19 protein-coding genes are annotated in these 23,731 nt (G+C 70.5%); 13 read left to right on the forward strand and 6 right to left on the reverse strand.

Annotated features, from left to right (window positions below):
* Positions 1-113 precede the first annotated feature (113 nt).
* The 3 genes from rlmB (at position 114) to AWX74_RS24815 (ending at position 3,934) form a co-directional block, all read left to right on the forward strand.
* Positions 114-1,202 (forward strand): 23S rRNA (guanosine(2251)-2'-O)-methyltransferase RlmB, encoded by a 1,089-nt coding sequence (gene rlmB / locus AWX74_RS24805; RefSeq protein WP_091281575.1) that lies wholly within the window; start codon positions 114-116, stop codon positions 1,200-1,202.
* A 194-nt stretch (positions 1,203-1,396) separates the two neighbouring features.
* The gene (locus AWX74_RS24810) at positions 1,397-2,797 is read left to right on the forward strand and encodes a sensor domain-containing phosphodiesterase (RefSeq protein WP_242666395.1); all 1,401 of its coding nucleotides are present in this window, start codon (positions 1,397-1,399) and stop codon (positions 2,795-2,797) included.
* A 381-nt stretch (positions 2,798-3,178) separates the two neighbouring features.
* Complete coding sequence (locus AWX74_RS24815; RefSeq protein ID WP_242666396.1) at positions 3,179-3,934, forward strand: RlpA-like double-psi beta-barrel domain-containing protein; 756 nt, start codon at positions 3,179-3,181, stop codon at positions 3,932-3,934.
* 146 nt (positions 3,935-4,080) lie between these two features.
* Here AWX74_RS24815 and AWX74_RS24820 read toward each other — a convergent pair whose 3' ends face one another.
* The 5 genes from AWX74_RS24820 to AWX74_RS24840 all read right to left on the reverse strand — a co-directional run bounded on the left by AWX74_RS24820 (position 4,081) and on the right by AWX74_RS24840 (position 9,876).
* Complete coding sequence (locus tag AWX74_RS24820) at positions 4,081-6,066, reverse strand: DUF2334 domain-containing protein (RefSeq protein ID WP_091281579.1); 1,986 nt, start codon at positions 6,064-6,066, stop codon at positions 4,081-4,083.
* A complete protein-coding gene (wecB, locus tag AWX74_RS24825) occupies positions 6,063-7,388 on the reverse strand; it encodes a non-hydrolyzing UDP-N-acetylglucosamine 2-epimerase (protein WP_091281581.1) in 1,326 nt (441 codons plus the stop codon). Before wecB ends, AWX74_RS24820 begins: the two co-directional genes overlap by 4 nt.
* A 123-nt stretch (positions 7,389-7,511) precedes the next feature.
* Positions 7,512-8,279, reverse strand: a complete 768-nt coding sequence (locus AWX74_RS24830; RefSeq protein WP_242666397.1) for a 3-keto-alpha-glucoside-1,2-lyase-like domain-containing protein — start codon at positions 8,277-8,279, stop codon at positions 7,512-7,514.
* Positions 8,276-9,598, reverse strand: a complete 1,323-nt coding sequence (locus tag AWX74_RS24835) for a glycosyltransferase family 2 protein (protein ID WP_091281583.1) — start codon at positions 9,596-9,598, stop codon at positions 8,276-8,278. Before AWX74_RS24835 ends, AWX74_RS24830 begins: the two co-directional genes overlap by 4 nt.
* On the reverse strand, positions 9,595-9,876 hold the full coding sequence (locus AWX74_RS24840) for a hypothetical protein (RefSeq protein WP_091281585.1): 282 nt from the start codon (positions 9,874-9,876) through the stop codon (positions 9,595-9,597). Before AWX74_RS24840 ends, AWX74_RS24835 begins: the two co-directional genes overlap by 4 nt.
* A 1,698-nt stretch (positions 9,877-11,574) precedes the next feature.
* On the opposite strand from AWX74_RS24840, the gene AWX74_RS24845 reads away from it, so the two are divergent.
* The 10 genes from AWX74_RS24845 (at position 11,575) to AWX74_RS24890 (ending at position 22,148) form a co-directional block, all read left to right on the forward strand.
* Positions 11,575-12,891, forward strand: a complete 1,317-nt coding sequence (locus AWX74_RS24845) for a sensor histidine kinase (protein ID WP_397312320.1) — start codon at positions 11,575-11,577, stop codon at positions 12,889-12,891.
* A gap of 628 nt (positions 12,892-13,519) precedes the next feature.
* Positions 13,520-14,629 (forward strand): helix-turn-helix domain-containing protein, encoded by a 1,110-nt coding sequence (locus AWX74_RS24850; protein ID WP_242666398.1) that lies wholly within the window; start codon positions 13,520-13,522, stop codon positions 14,627-14,629.
* Between the two features lie 257 nt (positions 14,630-14,886).
* Positions 14,887-17,952 (forward strand): sensor histidine kinase, encoded by a 3,066-nt coding sequence (locus AWX74_RS24855; RefSeq protein ID WP_091281589.1) that lies wholly within the window; start codon positions 14,887-14,889, stop codon positions 17,950-17,952.
* Positions 17,953-17,955: 3 nt separating this feature from the next.
* Positions 17,956-18,366 carry a roadblock/LC7 domain-containing protein gene (locus AWX74_RS24860; protein ID WP_006545324.1) on the forward strand — a complete coding sequence of 137 codons (411 nt, stop codon included), beginning with the start codon at positions 17,956-17,958 and terminating at the stop codon, positions 18,364-18,366.
* Positions 18,367-18,407: 41 nt separating this feature from the next.
* The gene (locus AWX74_RS24865; protein WP_006545325.1) at positions 18,408-18,800 is read left to right on the forward strand and encodes a DUF742 domain-containing protein; all 393 of its coding nucleotides are present in this window, start codon (positions 18,408-18,410) and stop codon (positions 18,798-18,800) included.
* Positions 18,781-19,374, forward strand: coding sequence for a GTP-binding protein (locus tag AWX74_RS24870; RefSeq protein WP_006545326.1), 594 nt, complete (start codon positions 18,781-18,783; stop codon positions 19,372-19,374). The genes AWX74_RS24865 and AWX74_RS24870 overlap by 20 nt, the downstream gene beginning before the upstream one ends.
* Positions 19,375-19,426: 52 nt before the next feature.
* Positions 19,427-19,870: a hypothetical protein gene (locus tag AWX74_RS24875; protein WP_091281702.1), complete on the forward strand. Its 444-nt coding sequence runs from the start codon at positions 19,427-19,429 to the stop codon at positions 19,868-19,870.
* A gap of 173 nt (positions 19,871-20,043) precedes the next feature.
* Positions 20,044-20,766 carry a DUF8175 domain-containg protein gene (locus AWX74_RS39565; protein ID WP_479724500.1) on the forward strand — a complete coding sequence of 241 codons (723 nt, stop codon included), beginning with the start codon at positions 20,044-20,046 and terminating at the stop codon, positions 20,764-20,766.
* Between the two features lie 221 nt (positions 20,767-20,987).
* The gene (locus AWX74_RS24885) at positions 20,988-21,455 is read left to right on the forward strand and encodes a hypothetical protein (RefSeq protein ID WP_054569071.1); all 468 of its coding nucleotides are present in this window, start codon (positions 20,988-20,990) and stop codon (positions 21,453-21,455) included.
* Positions 21,456-21,722: 267 nt separating this feature from the next.
* The gene (locus AWX74_RS24890; RefSeq protein ID WP_091281594.1) at positions 21,723-22,148 is read left to right on the forward strand and encodes a DUF3307 domain-containing protein; all 426 of its coding nucleotides are present in this window, start codon (positions 21,723-21,725) and stop codon (positions 22,146-22,148) included.
* Between the two features lie 7 nt (positions 22,149-22,155).
* Here AWX74_RS24890 and AWX74_RS24895 read toward each other — a convergent pair whose 3' ends face one another.
* Entirely contained in the window at positions 22,156-23,250 is a 1,095-nt protein-coding gene (locus AWX74_RS24895) for an adenylate/guanylate cyclase domain-containing protein (protein ID WP_091281597.1), read from the reverse strand.
* Between the last annotated feature and the right edge of the window lie 481 nt (positions 23,251-23,731).

Below are 23,731 nucleotides of genomic sequence, written 5' to 3' on the forward strand. Positions count from 1 at the left end.
GGGGTACGGCTGTGTCGCGGCTGGCAGCAGGCAGCGCCCGGCACGGTCAGTTGATCAGTTGGCTCGCGGGGCGGGTCGACGGCCCGAACACGCGAGTTACGAGGTGGTCTGTGATGGCCGGTGGCCAGAGCCGGGGTGGCGGCGGAGTCGCCCGTGGCGGGCAGGGAGGCCGGGCCGCGAAGTCGGGTTCCCACCGCAAGGGTGCGGCGATCGGTAGCGGCGGGCAGCGCCGCAAAGGGCTGCAGGGCAAGGGCGCGACACCACCGGCCGAGCAGCGGACCGGTCATCCGGCGCAGCGCCGTGCCGCCGCCGCGGCTGCTGCGGCCGCCCGGGGCGGAGCAAGGCGTCCGAGTGCGCAGGGCCAGGCGGGGTCGTCGGCCGGCTCCGGCTCCGGCGCCGCCGCCGGCGGGAGCGGCGGCACCGGCGCCCACGGCGCGCGGCGCGGCGAGACCGACGAGTTCGTGGTCGGCCGCAACGCGGTGGTCGAGGCGCTGCGGGCAGGGGTGCCGGCGAGCTCCCTGCTGATCGCCGGCGGCCTCGAGTTCGACGAGCGGGTCGCCGACGCCCGCCGCCTCGCCGGCCGTGCCGGTCTCACCGTGGTCGACGTCGGGCGGGTCGAGCTCGACCGGCTCTGCCCGAACGCACCGCACCAGGGGCTCGCGCTCTCCGTCCCGCCTTTCGAGTACGCCCACCCGGATGACGTGCTTGCCGCCACCCAGTCCGCGGCGCCCGGCCTGGTCGTCGCGCTCGACGGCGTCACCGACCCGCGCAACCTCGGTGCCGTCGTCCGTTCGGCGGCGGCGTTCGGCGCGAACGGTGTCGTCGTTCCCGAGCGGCGCGCGGCGGGTATGACCGCGGCGGCGTGGAAGACGTCCGCGGGTGCGGCGGCGAGGCTGCCCGTCGCCCGAGCGGTGAACCTGACCCGTACCCTGCGGTCGTTCGCCGAGTCCGGCCTGTTCATCGTCGGCCTGGCGGCGGACGGGGAGGTCGACATCGACGATCTCCAGGTTGCCGCGGATCCGCTGGTTCTTGTGGTCGGTTCGGAGGGGCGCGGCCTCTCGCGGCTCGTCGGCGAGTGCTGCGACCTGAAGGTCCGGATCCCGATGGCCGGAGCTATGGAGTCGTTGAACGCCGGGGTCGCCACGGGCATCGCGCTCGCTGAGATCGCGCGCCGTCGTCGCCTGGCGGCGCCCGCCCCCTGAACCGGTCCCGCCGCGTTGCCCACGGTGGCCCGCGGTGGCCGGCTGCCCGCAGCAGCCCGCCGCGGTCGGCCCCGCCGTGCGCTGCACCGGCGCGGGGCCCGCTGTGCCGTCGTGGGCTGCGGGCTGCGGGCTGGCGGCGCACCATCGGAAGGGAACGCCGATGCGCGAGCGCTGCCGGCCGGGAGGTGTACGCCGTGAACGATGTTGTGACCGGCGGGGGGTGGGAGGTGCCAGTGGGCTCCGGACCGCCCGGGAAGGCTGACGACCGCGCATCCGGTGGGCACCCGGGTCCGGAAGGCCCGCAGACGCGGGATCACAACGACGAGATGAGGCGCGTCCTCGACCTCGCGCGTCGTCATCTGCGGACCGATGTCGCCTGGCTGGCCAGGTTCAGCGGCGACCACCAGGTCATCGATCTCGTCGCGGGCGACGGTGACCTGGTCGAGAGCCTGGTCGGGTACCGGGTCGACAAGGAGCAGACCTACTGCGCCCGAGTGCTGGACGGCCGTCTTCCCGCGGTGGTGCCCGACGCTCGAGCGGACAGCCGCACGGCCAACCTGCCGGTCACGCGTGATCTGGGCATCGGGTCCTATGTCGGCACACCTGTCCACCTGGACAACGGCGAGCTCTACGGCATGCTGTGCGCGCTGGGCACCGAGCCGGACCCGAACCTGGGCGAGCGGGACGTCCGTTTCCTGAGCCTGCTGGCCGACGTCCTCACCGACACGGTTTCCGCGATCCACCGCGGCCACGCCGATGACGATCATGTCCGGTCCGTGATCGGGGAGATCATCGATTCCGGTGGGCCGACGATGGTCTTCCAGGCGATGTTCGACCTGCCGACGCATGGGATCGTCGGTGCGGAGGCGCTGGCGCGCTTCCCCCGGTTCCCATCGCCTGACGGCCTGCGGACCGCGCCGGGAAGTGGGTCCAGCGGCGATCCCGGTGGGCGGCGCGACGACGGCGTCCTGTCGCCGGCCCATTGGTTCGAGCAGGCGACGTCGGTCGGCCTGGGCATCGATCTGGAGCTGGCGGCGATCCGTGCGGCCCTGGCGGAGCTGCCGCGCTTCCCACGCGGTCTGGCGCTCTCGGTGAACGCGTCGCCCGCGACCATCGCGTCCGGGCGGCTCATCGAGCTGATCGACGGCCCCAGCGCCGACCAGGTGGTCGTCGAGATCGCCGAGCGCGAGGGCAACCACGAGCTGCCGACGACGCTCGACCGCCTGCTGGAGCTGCGTGACCTCGGGACCCGGATCGCGGTGGACAACGTGGGCGTCGCCTATGCGAGCCTGCGGAGAATGGTGCAGTTCCTGCCGGACGTCGTGAAGATGGACCGCTGGCTTTCGATGAATGTCGGTTCCGACGCGGCCCGCCGGGCGCTGGTCGAGGCGCTTGTCCACTTCAGCCGGCAGATCGGTGCGACGCTGGTCGCCGAGGGTATCGAGACCGCGGACGAGCTGCGGGTGCTGTCCGCCGCCGGTGTGGACCAGGGGCAGGGCGAGTTCCTCAGCCCACCTGGACCGCTGCCACTTCCCGCCCATGGCCGCTGCGTGGCCGTGAAACACAGCCGACTGGCCGCCACGGCGATGACCTGAACGACGCCCACGGATTTCGGGAAATGCGAACTATCTGAAGAGCGGTACCTGCTTCGTCGGTTTCCGGCTTCTGTGGGGCGTGCGGCCGTGCCGCGCAGCGCCAGCATTCATGCCAATCGCGACAAGTCGGGCACCGAGTCGCTTGACGAACCGCAGGAAATGAGGATTTCGGTTGCTGCGGGCGCCAAAATCCGCACTTCTTGCTTGGGGGAAGTGGTGGCGGTGGTGGCGGCAGATCTTGGCTGGCGTGTGCAGGAAGACGTGGTAACTCTGGTTTCTGATGGGTCGAGATAATTGTCCCGGTGTGGTCTTTCGGAATTGTGATGGCTCTGCCGGCTTTTGTCATTGCCAGCGGAGGAGGTGCCCCTGCACAGTGTGGGCGTGAATATCTCGCGAAGGAATGGACGGACTTCTCGTGCGGCCCGCGCGACCCGGGCGGCCCGCGCGGCACCGTCACGGCCCGGCCGGCGCCGCCGGCGGATCCTGCTGGTTCCGGCGCTGATCAGTGGGTATGCCTGCCTCGCCGCCTGTCTGGAGCCGGCGGGCGGTCGGGCGCCGGGCGGTCAGAACGAGGGCTGGGAGATCACGGTCTACTACACGGCGGTGGAGAGATTTCACGAGGGGACGCCGCCGACCGTGGTCCGTGGCTGCCGCCAACGGGAGTGCTCCTTCGGTACCGATCTGCTCGGCACCTTTCCCGCCGGTTTCGTCCAGGCGGTGCGCGACGAGGGGACCGGTCGGATCACCAGTGCGCCACTCGCCGGATCCATGCTCAACTGGTCCTACGACACCGGATTCTGGCTGGACGACATTCCAAGCGACACCGCCGGCCGGGCACTGGTGCCGTTCCGAAGTGCCGCCGCCGATTCCTCCGTGCTGCCGGCCGGCACCACGTTCGTGATCGAGGAATGTGGTGTCGAGGAGGACGGATCCGAGATTGACCCGAGTGCGTGCGAGGTGTTGCGACGGACTTCCTGGGAGATCCGTGACGAGTTCACACCCGGGCTCGGCGGTGAACAGCATCTGGACCTGTACATCGGCGAGGAGAACATCCCGGACTTCACCGAGAAAAGCCCGCTCTATCTGACCGGAATCGGCGCGGGAATCCGTGTCACGGAGCCGCGGCAATCGCAGTAGAACACCAGGAGGCGCTGTAGCGGTGGCGGGCCGGCACGGGCACGGGAGCCCAGGGGAGCTCCCGTGCCCTGCCAGCGGTCCAGCGGTCCAGCGGTCCAGCGGTCCAGCGGATCAGACGGTCCGGCGGACCGGCCGGCCGGCCGGGATCAGACCGCGGAAGCGGCGATGAAGGTGTACCCGAGGGCCTTCACGCCCTCGACCGTCTGCCGCAGATAGTCGACCCCCAGATACGGGTGGTAGAACATGCTCGCGAAGCCGTCCCGGACGATCAGGTTGCGGCGCGCCGCGTCGACGAGGTCGGCGGGTAGTCGGGCGGGGTGGTTGTTGAACGCCTCCGGCTCCACGTTGCCGATGTTCTCCGGAATGATGAACGAACCGTAGATGTCGGTGACCGGGTAGGGGAAGAACTGGCCGCCGAACTTCGTGTGGTCGATGGTGCCGCCGGCCAGCTGGTTGCGGAAGTACAGCCCGCGGTCGTAGCGGCGCGGGAACTTCGCCTTCGCCGCGGCGTAGTCCGGCGCGGAGGCCGCGTAGTGCGGGAACTCGAAGACCGTCGGCACCGACAGCCCGGCGGCGGTGAACGCGGCGGCGGACCCGTCCATCCGGCCGGCGGCCCAGCTCTGGCTGTCACCGGGTACGGGGCCGTCGTAGACCACGTTGTCCTGGGCGTCGACATGGGCGCGGAAGAACTCGAAGTCGTCTGCGCTCGCACCGGAGTAGGGATTGGCGACGTTCGAGAACTGGTGCGTCCAGCCGTGCATGATCAGGGTTCCGCCGCGCTGGGTCATGTAGCGCAGTGCGGTGACGACGTCCGGGCGTGACGCGAGGGTGTAGTCCTGCGCCACGCCGTTGTTGTAGGTGCCGTTCGCGTCGACGTAGCGCGGGTAGACGGCGACCGAGAACGGAACGTTCACCGAGGAGAGGTAGTCGGCGATCGCGCGCAGCTCGGCCGGATCCGCGTCGGGCCCGACGTCCTCGATGCGCACCAGTGCCCGATGCCGGGTTGCTGTCTGCGGGGCCAGCGCGTCGAACAGGATGTCGGCGAAGGCGAGATAGCGGTCGGTCATGTCGGCGTAGGCGAACGGGATCTCGCCGATGTAGGTCAGGTTGTTCGAACGAAGTGCCCAGGGGAAGCGGGTACCGTTCGCGCGCACCGCCTCGGCCACCACCGTCGCCTTTGTCGTGTCGACGGTGCCGTAGTTCATGATCCCCGCGGCGTTGGTCGCGAGCCTGGTCAGATCGGTTCCCTTGTACCGGACCGCTCCGATCGACGTGGTGTCGAAGCCGGACCAGTTCCAGCCGTGGGTCGTCGCGAAGTTCGGCGCCTGCGCGGTGAGCTGCCAGATGTTGTCGTACATCCACAGCACCGGCCTGGTCCCGGCCAGGACGTCCGTCAGGAAGGCCGTGGGCACCTGCTCGTCGTAGGTCGATCCGATGTAGATCACAGCCGCGTACTGCGCCATCTGGCCGGCCGTGTACGACCTGACGGGCCGGGCCTGCCAGGTGCCGAAACGCGATGCCAGGTTCGCGGCCTGCATGGCGTACTGCTCGCCCAGCCATCCCCAGGTGCCGGTCGTGTCGTAGAGGATCAGCGTGCCCTGACCGGTCGCCGCCGCCGCGGCCAGGGGCGTTGCCGCCGTTGCCGCCGCGGCCGACGACCCGGTTGCCGGCGTGCCTGACGATCCGCTCGCCGCGCCGGCGATGGCGGCGTCGCCGCGGCCGGGGGGCACCGGGCGCGGAGCCCGGCGCGGTGGTGGTGTTCGTGGTGGCGCCGGCGGGGCGGGCAGCGTGCTGAGCCCCTTGTCGCCCGGATGTACCTGTGGGGTCGCGGCCCGGGCGTGGCGGGGTGGATGCGCCGGTGATCCGCCCTTGCCGCCGGCGGGTGCCGCGATGGCCGTGCCGGCTCCCACGGTGAGCGCGAGCAGGCCCGCCGCGGCGGCGGTCGCGGCCCCACGGGTACGCCGTCGGCGCCCGACCGAGCTTTGCTCCCCGCCGGTGTGGACGCCGGTGTGGACGCCGGTGTGGACGCCGGTGCCGGCACGGGCGCTGGTGCCGGCGCGGGCGCGGGCGCTGGTGCGGGCCGAGCTCCGTGCGCCGCGGCTGCCGGCGAAAAGCTGTGTCAGGCGGCTCACGCGCCGGCCTCCTTGAATCGTGCCGAAGCGCCGGCGGCGGTCTGCTCGGCCAGTACCGCGCTGGTTCCCGGCGCGATCACCTCCGAGTACGTCGGCTGGTGGGGAATCCGCAGCGGAATGTTGATGGCGCGGGCGCCGGGGATGAACGGGTCGGGCGCCGGTGTTCCGCACAGGCGGTGCTCGATCGCCGCGACGGCGCGGCTCGCGGCCTGCCCGTCGCCGTACGGGTTGACCGCCTCCGCCATGGCCGCGTAGGCGACGGGATCGTCCAGGAGCTGGCCGACGGCGGCGACGATCCGCTCCGTGTCGGTACCGACGAGGCGGGTGGTGCCCGCGCGCACACCTTCCGGCCGCTCGGTGTTCTCCCGCAGGACCAGCACCGGCTTGCCGAGGCTGGGGGCCTCCTCCTGCACCCCTCCGCTGTCGGTGACGATCACGGTCGCCGCCGCCATGAGGTGCGTGAACGCCGAGTAGTCGACCGGGTCCGCGACCAGCACGTTGGGCAGTCCCGCGATCGGCGGCAGCACGGCTTCCCGGACGGCCGGGTTGCGGTGGACCGGCAGCACGACCAGCAGCTCGGGCCGTTCGGTGGCCAGCCGGGCCAGCGCCGCGCCCACCTGGGCGAGCGGCTCGCCCCAGGACTCGCGGCGGTGCGCGGTGACGAGCACTATCTGACGTCTGCCGACCTCCGCGGGCTCGTCGAGCCCGGCCAGGCGGCGGACCTCGGCGAGCAGCGGGTCGTCGGGTGGTGGCGCCGCCGCCACGTGCAGCAGGGCGTCGATCACCGTGTTGCCGGTGACGAGAACCGACTCGGGACGGATGCCCTCCGCCAGCAGGTTGGCCCGGGCCGACGGGGTCGGTGCCAGGTGCAGCTCCGCCAGCTGGGCGGTCAGCCGCCGGTTGATCTCCTCCGGGAACGGTGACATCGGGTCGTCCGTGCGCAGCCCCGCTTCGAGGTGCATGACGGGCACGTTCTGGTAGAAGGCGGCGAGTGCGCCGGTGAACGCCGTGGTCGTGTCGCCCTGGACCACGACGGCATCCGGCCGCACCTCGGCCATCACGGCCTCAAGGCCGCCGAGCGCACGGGTGGTCACCCCGGACAGGGACTGCCGGTGCTGAAGGATCTCCAGGTCGTAGTCGGGGACCAGCCCGAACAGGTTGTTGACCTGGTCGAGCATCGTCCGGTGCTGCCCGGTGACGGCGAGCACGGGACGCAGTGACCTGGTTCGGCGAAGCTCGTGGACCACTGGCGCCATCTTGATCGCCTCGGGTCTCGTGCCGTATACGAGCAGCACCGTGTGACCGGTGGAGCGGTCGGCCACGATGAACCTCCCATACTTGATCTTCTATCGGTGGGTCGACTGTTGGTTGCTGGGACTGGCTGGTTGGTGCGGTGTCGCACCGGAGCGCCGGGCAGCTCAAGGCCGCCGGACGACCCGGTCGAATCAGGACGGCTGCCCGTCGGGCGGCCGTAGCTCGCGCGCGGCGGTTCGGCGGAACTCGACGACGGCGTCCTCGCAGTACAGGCCGATCGAGCCGGCGAGATACGGGCGCTCGGTGTCCTGCATCCGCACGGTCGGGACGCCGTCCACCGACACCGCCATCGAGTCCCCGGCGTGGACCACGTCGACGGTGTGCCAGCTGCCCAACGTGCTGCGCGGTGACGGTCCGCTCGCCAGGAACCGCTGGCCGCCGGGATAGGCGGGGTCCTGCTTGCTGAGCTCCCAGCCGTTCGGTTTCAACACGAAGGCGTAGAAGTGCTGCGGGTCGGTGTAGTTCCACAGCACCCAGCCGACCTCCCAGGGGGCCGGCGAATCCTGGCGCAGCTGCTGGACGGTCCGGACCTGCGTGGAGAAGCGCACGTTGCGGTACGTCTCGGCACTGACGACGAGGCCGGCATGGGTGTGGTCGGGACCCTCCGCCGCCCGCGGGGAGAGCGTGATGACCAGGCCGTCGTCCGCCGCGTGCGCGGTCGTGTGCCCGTAGCCGTCGAAGATCGCGAGCCAGGGGCCGTGCGCCGATCCGTCCCGCCAGCGGGTGGGGCGTCCGTCCGAGCTGAGCTGGATGATCGCCCACACCCCGGACATCGCGGCGATGGCTCCCAGAAGCAGCAGGAGCAGTATCTGGAACGGATGCCGGTACCTGGCTGACCGCTCCGCCCGGCCGACCAGAACGCGATCACTCCGGTGGTAGGGGTGATGCCCACTGCTCACCCTCGGTGTCCGTCCGAGGCTGCGGGCATCGGCGTGCGGATGTCGGCACGGGGCTGCTCGGGTGTGCGGGCGGTCTTGTGCCAGCTGGTGCGGCGACCGACGACCCGGGCGAGTGCCCACCAGCCGGCCACGAACCACACCAGCGCATACAGCATGTAAAGGTGCACGTAACCGGCCAGCCGCAGCATGCCGACACCGGTCAGCGGCTCACGTGACCGGTAGATCAGCCCGCAGACCAACGCCGGGCCCGCGGCCATCAGGTACGCGCCGAGGAAGTAGCGCGCGTCCGGCGCGGGGCCGCCGGCGAACCAGCTCGTGAGCACCGCCACCGTGCTCAGCACGAAGGCGGCGGTCAGCAGCGACGCCAGCAGGATCAGCAGCGGGCTGGACAGATGGAACAGCATGTCCGGCAGGGCGCGCGCCCGCGCCTGGCGCAGCACCCTGGGCATCAGCGTCCAGGACTGCAGATGGCCCTGGAACCAGCGGGAACGTTGCCGAAGCAGCCGGCCCAGCCGGACGACACCCTGCTGATGGACGTCGGCCTGCGGGCAGAACTGGTTGCGCCAGCCGGCGAGCAGCAGGCGCACGCCGAGATCGAGATCCTCGGTGAGGCTGTGCGACCACGGGGATCCGCCCAGCGACCGCAGGGCCGACAGCCGGACGAACTGGCCGTTGCCACCGAGACCCACGTTGTCGAGCTGGCCCCGGCCGCGCTGGAAGACGTCCGTGTAGATGACGAACTCCATGTCCTGCAGCCGTGCCAGCAGGCTGGTGCCCCGGTTGTTGATGCGGACGCCGGTCTGCACCCCGGCGGTTCGGGGGTCGGCGAAGTACGGGGCGACGGCCTCCACGGTGTGCGGGTCGAGGCGCCCGTCCGCGTCGACCACGGCGATGATCACATCGCTGGGGTCGCGGGCGAGGATCTCCGCGCGGGTCGCCAGATCCCCCATCGCCGCGTTGAGCGCGGCGCCCTTTCCCTTACGGGCATGCGGTGGCGTGCGGCGCAGCAGCCACACCCTGTCGTCGGGCACATCGAGCACCAGCTGGGACGTCCGGTCGTCGGAGCCGTCGTCCACGACGAGGACCCGCCGGTTCGTGGCGGGGGACTGCAGGAGCCGTGCCAGGCTCGGCCCGATCACGGCCTCCTCGTTGAGGCACGGCATCACGAAGACGAAGAAGAGGCCGTCGGGCGGCGTTCCGGTCCAGGCGCGATGGACCCGGGCGAGCACCAGCATCACGCAGAGGTAGAGCATGCCCAGGATGATCATGACGGCGGCGAGCAGCCGGGCGCCGCCGCCGTCGGGATCCAGCAGGTTCACGCGGCCGCGTCGGGGCCAGGCCGGGACGGCCGCCTACCCACCCGCAGCAGGAGGGCGACCAGGACTCCGAGCAGGCCTGCGCACGCGTACAGCAGGAAGCCCAGCCCCACCACGCCCGTCAGCAGGCCCGAGAGCAGGTCGAGCACGGCGGTCGCATGGTCGGTCGACGCCTGGTGGGTGATCGGGACAGCCACGTCACCCGCTCCGGCCTGGAACGGGTGAACGGGACCAAGCCCCGGGCGGGCCAGTGCCGCGCCTGGGGGCAGGGTGACGTACATGGATCCTCCGAGCGAGTTCAGGCCCACCGCGCCGCGGTTTGGGCAGGCCGCGGCACGGCGGTGAGGTGGCCGTTGGTCGCGGACCAGCGGCGTCCCACGCCGTGGCTCGGCGAGCCATGGCATGGGCGTGGCGGAGCTGTTCCTCGGCAGGCCGTGACGGGGCGCCTTGGAACAGACCTCGGAAGCAACTGCCGCGGAGCAGGCTGGAACCGGCGCACCTGGGTTTTGGCGGCGAAAGGACCTGCTGGACCCAGGGGTGCGGATGACGGCGGCCAGCGTGCGTTGTCGGCAGGATTAGCCGGGTACGGAGACCCGGGCTGAGGTGGCCGTGCCTGAGATCAGGTGCTCACTGATCCTTCACCGTCTCACGGTGCATGATCAGGTGTGCCGCAGGCCCGAGTCGACGATGGAAAGGACTCACAGTTCCCGGTTCTCGGAAAGATGTGTGGGCGGCCGCCAGGGATGCGCGGCCCGATGACCTGGACTGGTGGTGGTTCTCAGCATTCGGTGGCTCGGCGCGATAATCTCGTCCGTGGTATGACGATTGCCGTGCCTGACATCGTCTCCCGCCCGCGGAGCTCTCTGGCAGGAGGCAACGCCGAGGCGGGTGGTTATCGCCGGGATGTGTGGGCGGCGAGGATGGCTGATGCGGCGCCAGGCGGCCGGCTCGATGGAGCGGCTGCGGCCTGCGCATCACGCGATGCGACCCGTGTGACCTGCGCCGCCGCGGCGCAGACGGGTCCTGCGGGCGTGACCGGCGTGACGTCGCCGGGATATTTTTGCCGCCCGTCGGCTTTTGCTTGCTCAGATCTTCCCCCCCATGGAGCCGTGCCTCCCCGGGACTGCAGGACGGTCGACTGTGGACGACGGCCTGCGGTCTCGCTGAATCCTTAGTGGATCAGGGCGGGAGGGCGCCCCGTGCCTTGCGTGTTCGACTTCATTCTTGCACGTTGTGCGACCGCAGTGGTGGAGGTACTCGACTTTTCTTGTCGGCGCCACTCGCATGACACGATGTGGTCTCGTGAGATTCAAATCTGATGAATATAGATAATTTTAGATGGGTGCTTCTGCTGGGTATTCCTGGTGTCGGGCCGGTCAGTCCCCGGTGGCGCCTGGCCAGCTCTGAGCCCAGTTCTCTCGGCGCTCGGTAGAACCTCAGGCACCTCAGCATGAACGGCATTGCGATCGGGCTGGATCGGTATTCGCCGATCGTGGGTGACCGGGGCCGGTGGCCGTGCGGGCCGGGTTGGGCGGGACTGCCGCGCCGGCTGCTCCCAACCCGGCATCCGGGGGCATCGGGAGCATTCCGTCACCGCGTGGCCCGGCTCCGTGGGCACCTGCGGCGACACCCTGGGCCGGGTCGCCATGAATCGTGGTCTCGTGATCTCGGATCGCGGCGGAACGGACGTCGCCCGCTCCGCCGGAATGAACCCCGGATGCCGTGACTGTTCACCGGGAGGCGCACAGCGAGGAGTGTTGAATCGGAGTGTTTCCATAGTGACGTGTCGCTGGCGGTTATCGGTCGACTCTTGACGAGGGCCGGGAACCACGCTTCTCTGCGTTCCGGGGGACGAACCGGACGCGGCTCGCCACCCCCTGCCATTCCGGCAGACTTGCCAGCGCAACGCTGGTCAGCGAGCGGCGGCGCCGACCCGCCCGGGGCGAGTTCGCCGTGCCGCCCGATCGAAAGGAGCGCCCGTGGCCGGTCCCGTCGACGCGGGCGCCGGAGCCGGCGCGAGCATGGAGACCGGCGGGAGCAGGGGTGCCGGCGGGAGCGTGGGCCTGGGCACGGGTGCCGGCGTGCGCGTGCACGCCGACGGTGCTGAGCGTGCGGGCACGGGCACCCGCGCTGCCGGGCGCGCGGGCACCGGCGCGGCCGCGGAGCCTGTCCTGGCGCTGGACGTCCGTTCCTGGCGGCGCGTGCTGTTCCTGCTTCTGGATCTTCCGCTGGGGCTGGTCGGGTTCGTCTTCGTCGTCACGTGGTTCTCCCTCGCGCTGGGCCTGGCCATCACCGTCATCGGCCTGCCGTTGCTCCGAATCGGGCTGGTCGTCACCCGAGCGCTCGGCACGGTCGAGCGGGCGCGTGCCCGGGTGCTGCTGGGGCTGCACATCCCGGCGGCGTCCCGGCCGGCGCCACCGCCGCCCGGCTCGATGGCGCGCCTGTGGGCCGCGGTGGCGGATCCGGTCGGCTGGCGGCATGTTCTGTACTTCTTCGTCCGCCTGCCCTGGGCGATCATCACGTTCGTCGTGACGCTGGTGTTGCTTCTGGTCGCATGGCCGGTGCTGCCCGTGGTGACACGGGCCCTCGGCGCCGTGGACAAGGCCATGATCTCCGCGCTGCTGTCGCCGTCCGACCGGATGGAACGCCGGATCCGGGAGCTGGAGGCGGGTCGGGGCACCGTCGTCGACACGGCTGCCGCCGATCTGCGCCGCATCGAGCGAGACCTGCACGACGGCGCGCAGGCGCGGCTGGTCGCACTCGCCATGGGGCTGGGGATGGCGCGGGAGAAGCTCACGGAGGACCCCGAGGCCGCGGCGACGATGGTCGAGCAGGCCCATGACGAGGTGAAGCTGGCACTGCGCGAGCTGCGGGATCTCGCCCGCGGGATCCATCCCGCGATCCTGACCGACCGCGGCCTGCCGGCGGCGGTTGCCTCGCTCGGCGCGCGGTGCACCGTTCCGGTGAAGGTCACGGTCGAGTTGGCGCGGCGGCCGGCCCCGGCGATCGAGGGCATCGTCTACTTCACCGCGGCGGAGCTGGTCACGAACATCAGCAAGCACAGCCAGGCGGTCTCGGCGGCTGTCGACCTGCGCCGGGTCGGGGGCCGACTGCGGATGGTGGTGACCGACGACGGCCGGGGCGGGGCGCGGGTCGGCTCCGGGAGCGGGCTCGCGGGGCTGGCGGAACGACTGGGCGCGATCGATGGCACCCTGCTCGTGCACAGCCCGGACGGTGGGCCGACGCGCGTCGAGGCGGCGGTGCCCTGGCGGGATCGGGAACCGTCGGGGCTATAAGCCGCCGCACGACCCCCGGCCGGCCGAATTCGAATCTCTTTCCGGCCGCTCCGGCGGGCCCCGAAAAGCCCGCCGGAGCGGCCGGGCGGTGATTCCTGCCGGGGCACCAGAAGGCGGGCGAGTAACGATCGAGTTACCGGCCGGTGCACGGACCGGGCTGTGTGACGCGGCCCGCTGCGGCCGTCCGCAACCTTTTGACGTGGGCGGACGTCCACTGACTGAGCCCCGATGTGCTGGCGTTGGTGACCGTTGGAGTGATGGTCGCGCAAGCGGGATTCGGAACAGATCTGCCTTTGAATACACCATGCAAGACCATGACAACGCAAATGATCGATCATCTTTGCGTGCACGTTGTGGTGTAGCGGGAATCTCCCGGTAATTTCCCGCGAAGCCATTGAAGAGTCCTCGGAGCTGTTATAGCTTGCCGTAACCAGTCGTAATCGGTGCGTCAGTGCAGTGTCGTGTCTGGCGCGTGCCGCAATTTCCGGTAAATCCAGCGGAGTGTTTCCGGGACGTGTCTGGAATGTTCGTTGCCGGTGCCGCCAGGAGACGGGAAGGGGTGTAGATGCGCCTGTCCGAACTCGGATTCGATGGACTGGATGAATTCTCAGACGAGGTGTGGCGGGCGGTGGCACGCCACCCATACAGCGGGGTCGACCTGCTGGCCGAATGGCTGCGCCGGCCGGAGCCGATCGTCCAGGCGGAGATGGAGCGGCTGGTAGAGGCCGGTCTCGTCCGTCAGGTCGGGCACCAGTGGGAGCCTCAGGATCCGGCGCGCGTGTTGCAGGCACGGCACGCGGTACGTGAGGCGGCGCTGGTGGCCGAACGAGCCCGAATGGCGGATGAACGGGCCCAGCTCTACCGTTCGGGGCTCTTCGGGGACTACGTCGCCGGCCGCCGCAGAGCGGGGACGAATGCCGGCATCCAGGTTCTCGCCCGCGATGAGATCTTCCCGCGAATGGCCGAGCTCACCGGAAAGTCCACGCAGTCCATCCGATTTCTGCTCAGTGGTCCACCGCCGCCCGGCCTCGGTGGGGACGTCCCGGATCTGCTGGTCCCGGCCGCGGGCCGGGGAGTGCACATCGCCAGCGTCTGGACGCCCGGTGCGGTCACGGTGGCCAGGCGGCGAAACGCCGGGCGGCGGCTGCCGCCCATCGGTCAGGTGTATGTGGCACCCGCGTTGCCGATGCGGGCGATCGTCTGGGACGCCACCGCTGCCCTGGTTCCCGTGCGGGACGACGATCTCGACGACGGCGCGTTCGCGGTGGTCGCGCCGACGCTCGTCCTGGCGGTCGCCGACATGGTGACCCGCACCCAGCGGGCGGCCGCTGTCCGCGGCAGTGCGGAGGTGGTCGTCGACGAACCGGCGACGATGCGCCGCCAGCGAGCACTGCTGCGCCTGCTCGACATGGGGCTGGACGACAGCCGGGCTGCCCGGGAGCTGGGGGTCTCCGATCGCACCGTGAAGCGTGACGTGGCCGAGCTGTGCCAGCGCTTCGGTGTCCTGAGCAGGTTCCAGCTCGGTGCCGCCGCCGCCCGGTCCGGATATCTGTCCAGGGGCGGCCGGGGCGCGGAGCAGGGTGGCACCGCTGTCCCGTCAGCCGTGGGCGTCCCGTCAGGCGTCTCATCAGGCGTTCCGTCAGGCGTTCCTTCGGCCGTTCCGCCAGTCGCGCCGCCGGCCGCTGCGATCCCGTCGACGGCCCCTGCCGCCGGCAGTCGAACGGTTGGAATGGCATGAACAGGACACGACGTCCCTTAAGCGTCACATGATTACTCTTCCGGTCAACCGTCAACCACGACTACCGTCCTGCTCGCCGACGGGATCGAGATAGCTGCTCAGAGTTGCTCCGGCGTGGTGGATGTACTCGGCACGCGGCCGTGGAGCCACCCAGAGCGCTGACGGCTGGGCGTGGCGTGTCCCCTCCCTGCCACGCCCCGGTCCCGTCGGGTGACTTGACGTCCGGCGGACCCCGCGTCCCGACGAGAGGTGGCGGAGTGCGGAACTGGCCCATTCGCTACAAGATCACCGTGGTGCTGCTCCTGCCACTGCTTGCTCTGGTCGGCTTCGGTGGCTGGGTCGTCTCCGGTCAGCTCGCCGCGCAGCGGGCGAGCGAGCAGACGCGCACGGCGGCCCGGTTCCTCATCCACGTCAACGATCTTGTGTATGCCCTGCAGACGGAGCGGTACGCCGTCTCCAGCCTGGTGGGCTCCGGGTACCGGGAACGAGACTTCGCGGTCCGTTCGACGAACGCGCGAGGCCCCGTCGACGAGGCGATCACGACCGTCACGAAGACCGCCGCGGAGCTGCCCGCCGGCCCGCGCAACCAGGTCCGGGACGCGGTCGCCGCGGCCCAGGGCCAGATGGGGGGCCTGGCGACCGTGCGCGCCGGGGTCGACGCGCAGACCCTTCAGCCCGGCCCGGGGACCGTCACCTACAACCAGATGATCTCCGGCTGGCTGGACGTCGGAGCCGCCATGGTCGGCATCGGCAGCGAGGACACGGACGTCGTGCGGGTCGCGACCGCGCTGTCCGCGATCTCCCGGGTGGGTGAGTCGATCAGCCAGCAGTACGGGTACGTCTCGTCGGCGGCCGTGCTCGGCACCGCGGTGCCCGACAGGGTCACCCGGGTCCAGTCGGCGATCGGTACGGAGACCGCCTGGATGACCCAGTTCCGGCTGTCCGCCACCGCAGCCGAGGTGGCCCTCTACGACAAGCTGGTCGGCCCCACCCAGGCGGCGGTGACCGAGCTGCGCGACAAGGTGCTGCACGGCCAGCGGATCGACTTCAGCGCCTGGGCGGCGGCGAGCGGGGCGAAGTCCGAGCAGGTCCGCGCGGTCCAGCGGCAGGTTGTCGAGGAGCTGGAGCATCGCAGCGGGACGCTGGCCGACGCGGCGCTGCGCCAGGCCGCGCTGTCCGGTCTGCTCGCGGCCGGTGTCCTCGCGTTGTCCGTCGCGGTGTCCGTCGGTGTCGCCAGCCGGATCGTCGGCGGGCTGCGCAACCTGCGCACCGGCGCGCTCGACGTCGCCCAGCGCCGACTGCCGGAGGTCACCTCGAAGCTACGGCAGGGCCAGCCCGTGGACCTTGAGGCGGAGCCAGCGGCCTTCCCGACCGCGGGCGGCGACGAGATCGGTGACGTCGCGCGCGCCTTCAACGTCACCTACTCGTCCGCCGTCACGGCGGCCTACGAGGTCGCCGAGGGCCGCAGCGTCGGCGCCATCCTGCAGACGCTGGCGCGGCGCACCCAGGGCCTCATCCAGCGCCAGCTCCGGCTGATCGACGAACTGGAGCGCGACCAGCAGGACGGCGAGATCCTGACCAAGCTGTTCGGCGTCGACCACCAGGCCACCAGAATGCGGCGGCTGGCCGAAAGCCTCATCGTGCTCTCCGGCGGCCAGCCGGGACGCACCTTCCGCGGCCCGGTCCGGCTGGTCCAGGTGCTGCGGGCGGCGGTCAGCGAGGTCGAGGACTACACCCGGGTCCATGTGCACCTGCCGACGTCCGATGTCGAGATCGTCGGCTCCGCCGTCGGTGACCTCACCCACATGCTCGCCGAGCTCATCGAGAACGCCACCGCCTTCTCCCCGCCCGACACGCCGGTGACGGTGCAGGCCAGCCGGGTTGGCCAGGGCTGGACGGTGGAGATCGAGGACCGCGGGGTCGGCCTCGACGACGAGATGTACGCCGCGACCAACCACCGCATGGCGAACCCGCCGCCGTTCGAGGCCTCGACGCACGGCAGCCAGATCGGTCTGTTCGTCGTCGCGCGCCTCGCCGCCCGGCACCGGATCGCGGTGCGTTTCAAGCCCAGCGTCTACGGCGGTGTGCACGTGGTCACGATCATTCCCGCGGGTCTCATCCACACCGAGGTCGCCCACCAGACCGCGATGCTTCCGGCGGGCAGGGCGGGCGGCACGGGTGGTACCGGTGGTACCGGCGGTGGTCCGGACGACCCGGGGCGGCGCAGGCCGGAACTGGGCCCGGGCGGCGGTCCCGGTGGAGATCGCGGCAATGGTGGCGGCAGGCATACGCCCACCGAGGAGTTCGCGCTGCCCGTCGGGACGGGAACAGCGCCCCACCCGGTCGGTGCGCGGGCCGGCAGCGGCATCGGTGTCGATCTGACCGGCGACGCGGACGGCCGTTCGAGCCGCTCCGGGGACACCGTCCGCATGGGCCGGGGCGGTGACAACGGGCACGGCGACAGCTATGGACGTCCCGACGGGTTCGGGGCGGACGTGCGCCTCGGCGGGTTCGCCGACTCGACCCACGGGGCATACGCCGCTCACAGCGATCACGGGGCCAACGGGGCCGGCGAGGCAGGCATGTACGGCACCCGCGACTTCGCCGAGGGCGCTCGGGGCTCGGCCGGTTCCGGTGCGGCCGCCCGGTCCGGTGCGGCGCCCGGTTTCGACCCGCTCGCGGCGGGGGCCGGCGCACCGCTGGGCTCCGGGGGGCCGGGCGGGCACGGCGGCAGTGGGGGGAATGGCGGCAGCGGCGGGTATGGCGGGAATGGCGGCCAGGACGGATACGGCAGGCACGGCGGAAACGGCAGGCCGGGCGGTTACAGCGGCCAAGACGGCAGCGGGGGCAGCGGCAGCGGCGGCGGCCGGCGTAGCGGGTACGGCGAGTACGGCGGATACAGCGATTCGAGGGTGCCACCGGACGACGTCCGGCCGGTGCGCCTGGATCCGGCCCTGGACCCGTCCTCGCGTCGCGGCGGCGAAGGACGTACGCCCGGCGTGGCTGCCCACAGCGCCATGGACCTGGCCGACAGCGGCGTCTTCGACCCCCTGTTCGGACCGCTGCGGGGCAGCGACGGCGCGGCCGCGACCGTGCCGGGCGGCACGGGAGGCGCCGGGGGCCATCCACGGCTTGAGGATCTGCCGCGCCGCCGCCGCGGGGCGCATCTCGCCGAGAGCCTGCGCTCGGAACCCGACGCGGAGCAGCCGGCCCGCCGCACCGCCCGCCCGCCCGACCCCGAGGCCGCCCGCGCGCTCGCCCAGGGCTTCACCAGCGCATTCGAACGCGGAATGCGTGACGCCGACGACCTCGACGGGAGATAAGCGATGCACCGACAGCCCGACCTCTCCTTTCTGCTCGATCGCCTGCGCGAGACCGTTCCCGACATCCTGTGCGCGGTTGTCCTGTCCGCGGACGGACTGCTGCTCGCCACGTCGAGCGGGATCGAACGCACGGCGGCCGACCAGCTCGCCGCGGTCGCGTCCGGCTTCGACGCACTGGCCCGCGGCGCCGCTCGCCAGCATGGCTGGGGCCAGGTCAACAAGACGATGGTCGACATGGAGAACGGCTACCTGTTCATCACCGCTGTCGGCCACAGCGCCTGCCTCGCCGTCTCCAGCACCGCCGACGCCGACGTCGGCCAGATCGCCTACGAGATGGCGCACCTGGTTAGCAGGGCCGGCCGGTTCCTGACCCCGGAGCTTCGCAGCCAGATGCGGGCGGCCCTGCCGTCCTGAGTCGACCTGGACCGCGTGCAAGCGGGGGAGGGAGGTAGACGGTGCCCGAGGACTGGTCCGGGTCGCCGGCGCCGGGCGAGCACTGGGACGACGCCGAGGCGTTCGTCCGCCCCTACGCGGTGACCCGAGGACGCACGACGCCGGCGGTGCCGCTGGAGCTCGTCGCGCTCGTCGCGACCACCGACGGCGGCATGGCGGCGATCCGGCGGCGCGGCCGGCTCGCGCCCGAGGAACACGACATCGCGATCCTGTGCATGCGAATTCACTCGATCGCCGAGATCTCCGCCCGTCTGAAACTGCCGTTGATGGTGGTGCGGGTACTCATCGACGACATGGCGCGGGGCGGAATGGTCTCCGTCCACCGCCCCGAACATCCTGATCGACCCAGCCCGGAGCTCCTACGGAGGGTTCTGCATGGTCTCACCACTCTCTAGACGCGCACCCACCGCGGTGAAGGTGCTCGTCGCCGGTGGCTTCGGAGTTGGCAAGACGACGTTCGTCGGGTCGGTGAGCGAGATCGAGCCGCTCACCACCGAGGCGGCGATGACCAGCGCCAGCGTCGGCGTCGACGACACCAGCGCGGTGAACAGGAAGACGACCACCACCGTGGCCATGGACTTCGGTCGCCTCACGCTCAGCAACAACATCATCCTGTATCTGTTCGGTACTCCCGGCCAGGACCGGTTCTGGTTCATGTGGGACGAGCTCGTCCGGGGCGCGATCGGCGCGGTGGTGCTGGTCGACACCCGCCGCATGGCCGACTCGTTTCCCGCCATCGACTTCTTCGAGAACCGCCAGGTGCCGTTCCTGGTCGCGGTCAACCGCTTCGAGGCGAACTCCCATGAATACCCGCTCCCAATGGTCCGTGATGCCGCCGACCTCGCTCCGCACCGACCGGTGATGTACTGCGACGCCAGGCGCCCGGACAGTGCGCAGACGACGCTCGTCCATCTCGTGCGCCATGCCCTGGAACTTGCCCTTACCGGAGAACCACTGGATGGTCCGTGACCGGCCGGGCTCGGCGGTGACGATCAGCTCGGGGGGATCTCAGGAGGCCGTGATGTCAAGCCACAACCTCGACCTGCCCCGGCCGCGTGGCCGAGTGCCCGGAATCGAGATGGAGGTCTATGTCGACTGGGAGGACCAGATCGAGGTCGAGGACCCGCCGAACAGCCGGCGCCCCGCGGTCATGGTGCGCATGCCGGCCTATGTCGCCGGCGGGCTCTCCCACGAGCTGCACAGCCTGGAGACGATCCGCGGCGCGATCGGCGGTGACTGCAGCGAATGGGCCCAGGTGGCTCGGGCGCTGCTGGCCGCGGCCCGGATGGCGGCTGGCTCGGACCGGCATCCCGAGCTGGCTGATCTGCCGGTGGCGCCGTTCGCGGCCGGCTCGGACCGGCACCCCGAGCTCGCCGACCTCGCCGATCGGCCGCCGGCGCCGTTCGCGGCCGGCTACCAGCGGATGGTGCCGGTGGACGGGTCCGTTCCCGGAGAATGCGCGTGACTCTGCTGCTGTTGACGGCCGAGGCCGGGACGGTGTTCGGCGTGACGGTCTGGGTGCTGCTCCGGATCTGGGCCCGAACGCGGGACATCAGCCTGGCCGACGTCGACTTCTACGACCCGTTGGCAGAAACCGGCCACCCGTTGGCAGGAACCGGCCAGGAATGCGGAACCGGCATGATTCCCGCCGCAATCACCACCACCTTCAGCGAACCCGCCGGCAGTCGGCGCCCCGGTAGCACCGACACGGCGGCGGACGGATCGGGTCAACTGGGGCGAATACGACTGCCACGAAGTCCGTCGGCCGGTCCGTGGGTGATGGACGAGAACGGCGTGGCGGGATTTGCGCGTTCTCCGCTCGGCGCGGTCATCGGCGCCGTGAACATCGCCTTCCAGGTCATTGGCATGGACGGTGTGATCACCACCTGTCGGCGGATCGCCACCCAGCAACAGGGCGCTGACCTGCGTGAATGTTCCGCGGATGAGCCCAGGAGCGGTTCCGGTCACTGGCCGGCGGCCGAGTCCGGTTCAGGACCCGATCCGCGTCGGCGGGGCAACCAGGTGAACGGCTCCGACGGTAAAGAGGATCACGGGTCGACCGGGCGAGCGGTCGGCAATCTTACCCGTCGCACCTATGAACAAATTGAGATCACCGGATGGAAGCTTGAGAGCTATTCATCGGGGAACGCGACGGTACGGTATGTTCTCACCCGGTTCGGGGGCGGCGATGACGTCGTCTCGGTGACGATGCGGGTCGAGGTGAACTGGGCCGATGGCGACTGGCGGGTCGTCGCTCCGCCTACGGGGGAGTGGTTCGACGCGTTCAGTGCGGACGGCGATATGTCCGGTTTCATTCTCTTTCCCGCACACGTTACGTCGCTGTCGTCGCCGCGCCGCTGACAGGCGGGTCCTGCCAGCCGTGGAGTTGGGGGTTCGTGCCCGCACAGGCCGACACGAACCCCCAACACCACGGACGGGGGGCTGGAGTCCCACATCTGTCGCGGGGTGCGAACGCGTGCATGGCGCCGCCTGAGCGTGCACGTCTGAAAGCCCCCGACATCTTCGCGCCAGGTCCGGGTGTTCAGGCGCCTCGATGCTGACGGCAACAAAGGAGCACATGAATGTTGAGATCGTCCGTCCGCCGCGCTTCCGCGCGCGCGACGCTGATCCTCGCGGCGCTGGCGAGCATGCTCGCCCTTACGGTCGGCGCGGCGCCGGTGGCCGGGGCGTCCGCTTCGGTGTACTACCTGCCGGTCGGCTGCTGGTCGGGCACCGCCACCACGGCCCTCGGCGCGACCGAGTCGGTTGAGTCGCACTTCTACCTCAACGGCAAGTTCGAGGTCTCCACGCCCACCGGCGACTTCACGGGCAGCTGGAAGTCCACCGGCCCGCGCACCTTCACCTACGGGTTCGTCCGGACCCTGCCCGGCCCCGGCGGCGTGGTGATCGGCACCATCGACATCAAGCACTCGGCCACCTTCACCGCGTGGAACACGTACACCTCCACCGGGACGGCCACTGCCTACGACCTGAACGGCAACGTCCTGTTCTCCGGCCCGGTCAGCTCCACCGGAACGCGCACCTTCTAAGCGGCACCACGCACTAAGCGGCACCACGCACCCGGCGGCCTTACTGGCCGCGAAGAGCAGCCCGACCGGCCGCATCCGACCCAACGGCGAGACCCGCCGATCCGGCCGGACGCGTCAACCGGATCGGTCGACCAGAGCGGTCGGTCGGGCCTCTCAGGTGCCCGCGATGCCAGACAGTCACGACACCCAGGAGCCCCGGTCCGCCGAACTCCCGGATTGATGCGCTTTCCTCCCCTACTGTGATCTTCGGTGGGAGGGGGAAAATTCATGAATCACGCCGCTCTGTTCTCCGCGGTGTTCATCGCGTTATTTGTCGGTCATCACCTTGGTGACCACGTCGCGCAGACCGACTGGCAGGCAGCCCGCAAGCACGGATCCGGCTGGGCCGCCGCCCGGGCGATGATCGGCCACCTGTTCAACTATCACCTGTGTATCGGCGCCGCGCTGCTCGGTCTTGTCGTGATCGACGTGCCGCTGCGGCCGGCCGGCATCGTGGTGGCGCTGATCTGGTCCGTCCTCACGCATGGATTCATCGACCGCCGGTGGCCGGTACGCGTGCTGCTCCAGCGAGGGCGGTCGCCCCTTTTCGCCGAGAGCACCAGCAGCGGCGTGAACGGAATCTACCTCGCCGACCAGTCGCTGCATATCGGCTGCCTGTTCGTCGGAGCGCTGCTGGTGTCCGCGCTGAGCTGATCCGCTTTCAGGAATCCCGACCTTTGGCGCCGATGAAGAGGTGGTATTCCCCGACGACCCCGTCGCCCGGTGCCGGGGGCATGACCTGACCGAAAGCCGCCTGGTCGCAGGTGAGGCGCTGCAGCACCGCCGAGGTCACGATTTTCGTGCCTGGGGAGAGCGCCTGCAGCGTGCGGCAGGTACTGCTCACCAGCGGCCCGGCCAGCCCGAAATCCGGGACGAACAGATCGCCGTGCGCGATGACGGCGCTGAAGGCGAACGGCGGCTGTCCGGCCTCGTCGGCCTCGCCAGGTTGGTCGGGCTGGTCAGGTTGGTTGGTCCGCGCCGTGGTCGGCGGATCTGCCGGGAGGCGGGAGAGCCGGTCGAGCGCGATGAGAAAGGCCGCCGCGTCGTCAGCGTTGTCGTGGGTCGCGAGGATGTTGTCGCCAGCGACGGAACGCAGCCGGCCATGGGTCGTGCCCAGCGCCTCATGGTGAAGCTCGACCCAACGATGCAGCCGTTCGTTCAGCGTGGTCAGGGACACGCGGGCGGCGAGGGCGTTCAGGCCGACCAGGTCGGTGACGGTGAGGAAGGCGTTGCGCTCCATGCCGCGGTAGCGGTCCGCGAGGAGGCGGTGCACCTGCACCGGCCGGGGAATCCCGTTGAGAGCCAGTTCCCCGACGAGGTCGAAGCCGAACTCCGCCGACTTGGCCGCGTCCCGCGTGGTCGACGTCACGTACACCTCGTTCGTGGGTACGTGCTTCTCCATCCGCGCGGGCACGACGACGCCCTCGCCCAGCAGGTCGTTCTCGAACCTGATCGTGTCGCAGGTGTGGATCGCGACCCGGCAGCCCTCCACCCAGTCGCCGATCGGCAGACGCGGGCCGGAAACGAACAGGTTGACGATCTGGGCCGCCGCGTGCAGCGAATCGGTGGCGGAGCGGAAAGCTGTCAGATATCCGTCACCGGTGAACTTGATGATCTCGCCGCCGAGCTCCTCCACGATCCTGCGAATCGGCAGGACCGCCTCGGTCATCATTTCGGTCATACGAACCCGTGGAACGGAGGCCATGGCCCGGGTGGAGCCCACCAGATCCACGACCAGCACAGTCGTGGTTTCCATTCTCACTATGCCGCCCGCCTTCCCGAGACCCGCCGCCGCCGCGGGCACGGCCGGAATCATAGCGGCGTGCAACGGCCCGCCACGGCGGATTCGAGGGAGAACCCGCGGGGCTTCAGGGGTATCCACCCTGGCCTACGTAACCGGCCGCGGTGCGCCTGCGGTCCGGCGCAAACTGTGCTAGCCCACTTCGGCCGGGACCTGCACCGGGCCGCAGGCCCTTCCCCTGGTCAGCGTCAGGACCGTTCTCGTGGTGGTCCAGTCCGGGCGACCGGGTGATCCCGTTTCCGCGCGAATCGGCCCGTATGCGTGCCACGGCGATGCGTATGCCGTTATTCCGCACCGCTGTCGGGTATGTCCATTTTCAGGAGGGTGGGGAGAACGAGACGAGGGCCTGTGGTTCTCAAAGCGAACCACAGGCCCTCGGTTCATGTCAGCTCTGGATGACGCTTCCTGGAGGGCATGCAACCGTGATCTCGGCGAC

The organism is Parafrankia irregularis, assembly GCF_001536285.1.
GTDB classification, from domain to species: domain Bacteria; phylum Actinomycetota; class Actinomycetes; order Frankiales; family Frankiaceae; genus Parafrankia; species Parafrankia irregularis.

What these genes read in the sequence shown, in the direction of transcription:
- rlmB (WP_091281575.1), top strand. Translation starts at nt 114, where the DNA reads ATGGCCGGTGGCCAGAGCCGGGGTGGCGGCGGAGTCGCCCGTGGCGGG.
- AWX74_RS24840 (WP_091281585.1), bottom strand. Translation starts at nt 9,876, where the DNA reads ATGTACGTCACCCTGCCCCCAGGCGCGGCACTGGCCCGCCCGGGGCTT.
- AWX74_RS24860 (WP_006545324.1), top strand. Translation starts at nt 17,956, where the DNA reads ATGCACCGACAGCCCGACCTCTCCTTTCTGCTCGATCGCCTGCGCGAG.
- AWX74_RS24870 (WP_006545326.1), top strand. Translation starts at nt 18,781, where the DNA reads ATGGTCTCACCACTCTCTAGACGCGCACCCACCGCGGTGAAGGTGCTC.
- AWX74_RS24875 (WP_091281702.1), top strand. Translation starts at nt 19,427, where the DNA reads ATGTCAAGCCACAACCTCGACCTGCCCCGGCCGCGTGGCCGAGTGCCC.
- AWX74_RS39565 (WP_479724500.1), top strand. Translation starts at nt 20,044, where the DNA reads ATGATTCCCGCCGCAATCACCACCACCTTCAGCGAACCCGCCGGCAGT.
- AWX74_RS24885 (WP_054569071.1), top strand. Translation starts at nt 20,988, where the DNA reads ATGTTGAGATCGTCCGTCCGCCGCGCTTCCGCGCGCGCGACGCTGATC.
- AWX74_RS24890 (WP_091281594.1), top strand. Translation starts at nt 21,723, where the DNA reads ATGAATCACGCCGCTCTGTTCTCCGCGGTGTTCATCGCGTTATTTGTC.
- AWX74_RS24895 (WP_091281597.1), bottom strand. Translation starts at nt 23,250, where the DNA reads ATGGAAACCACGACTGTGCTGGTCGTGGATCTGGTGGGCTCCACCCGG.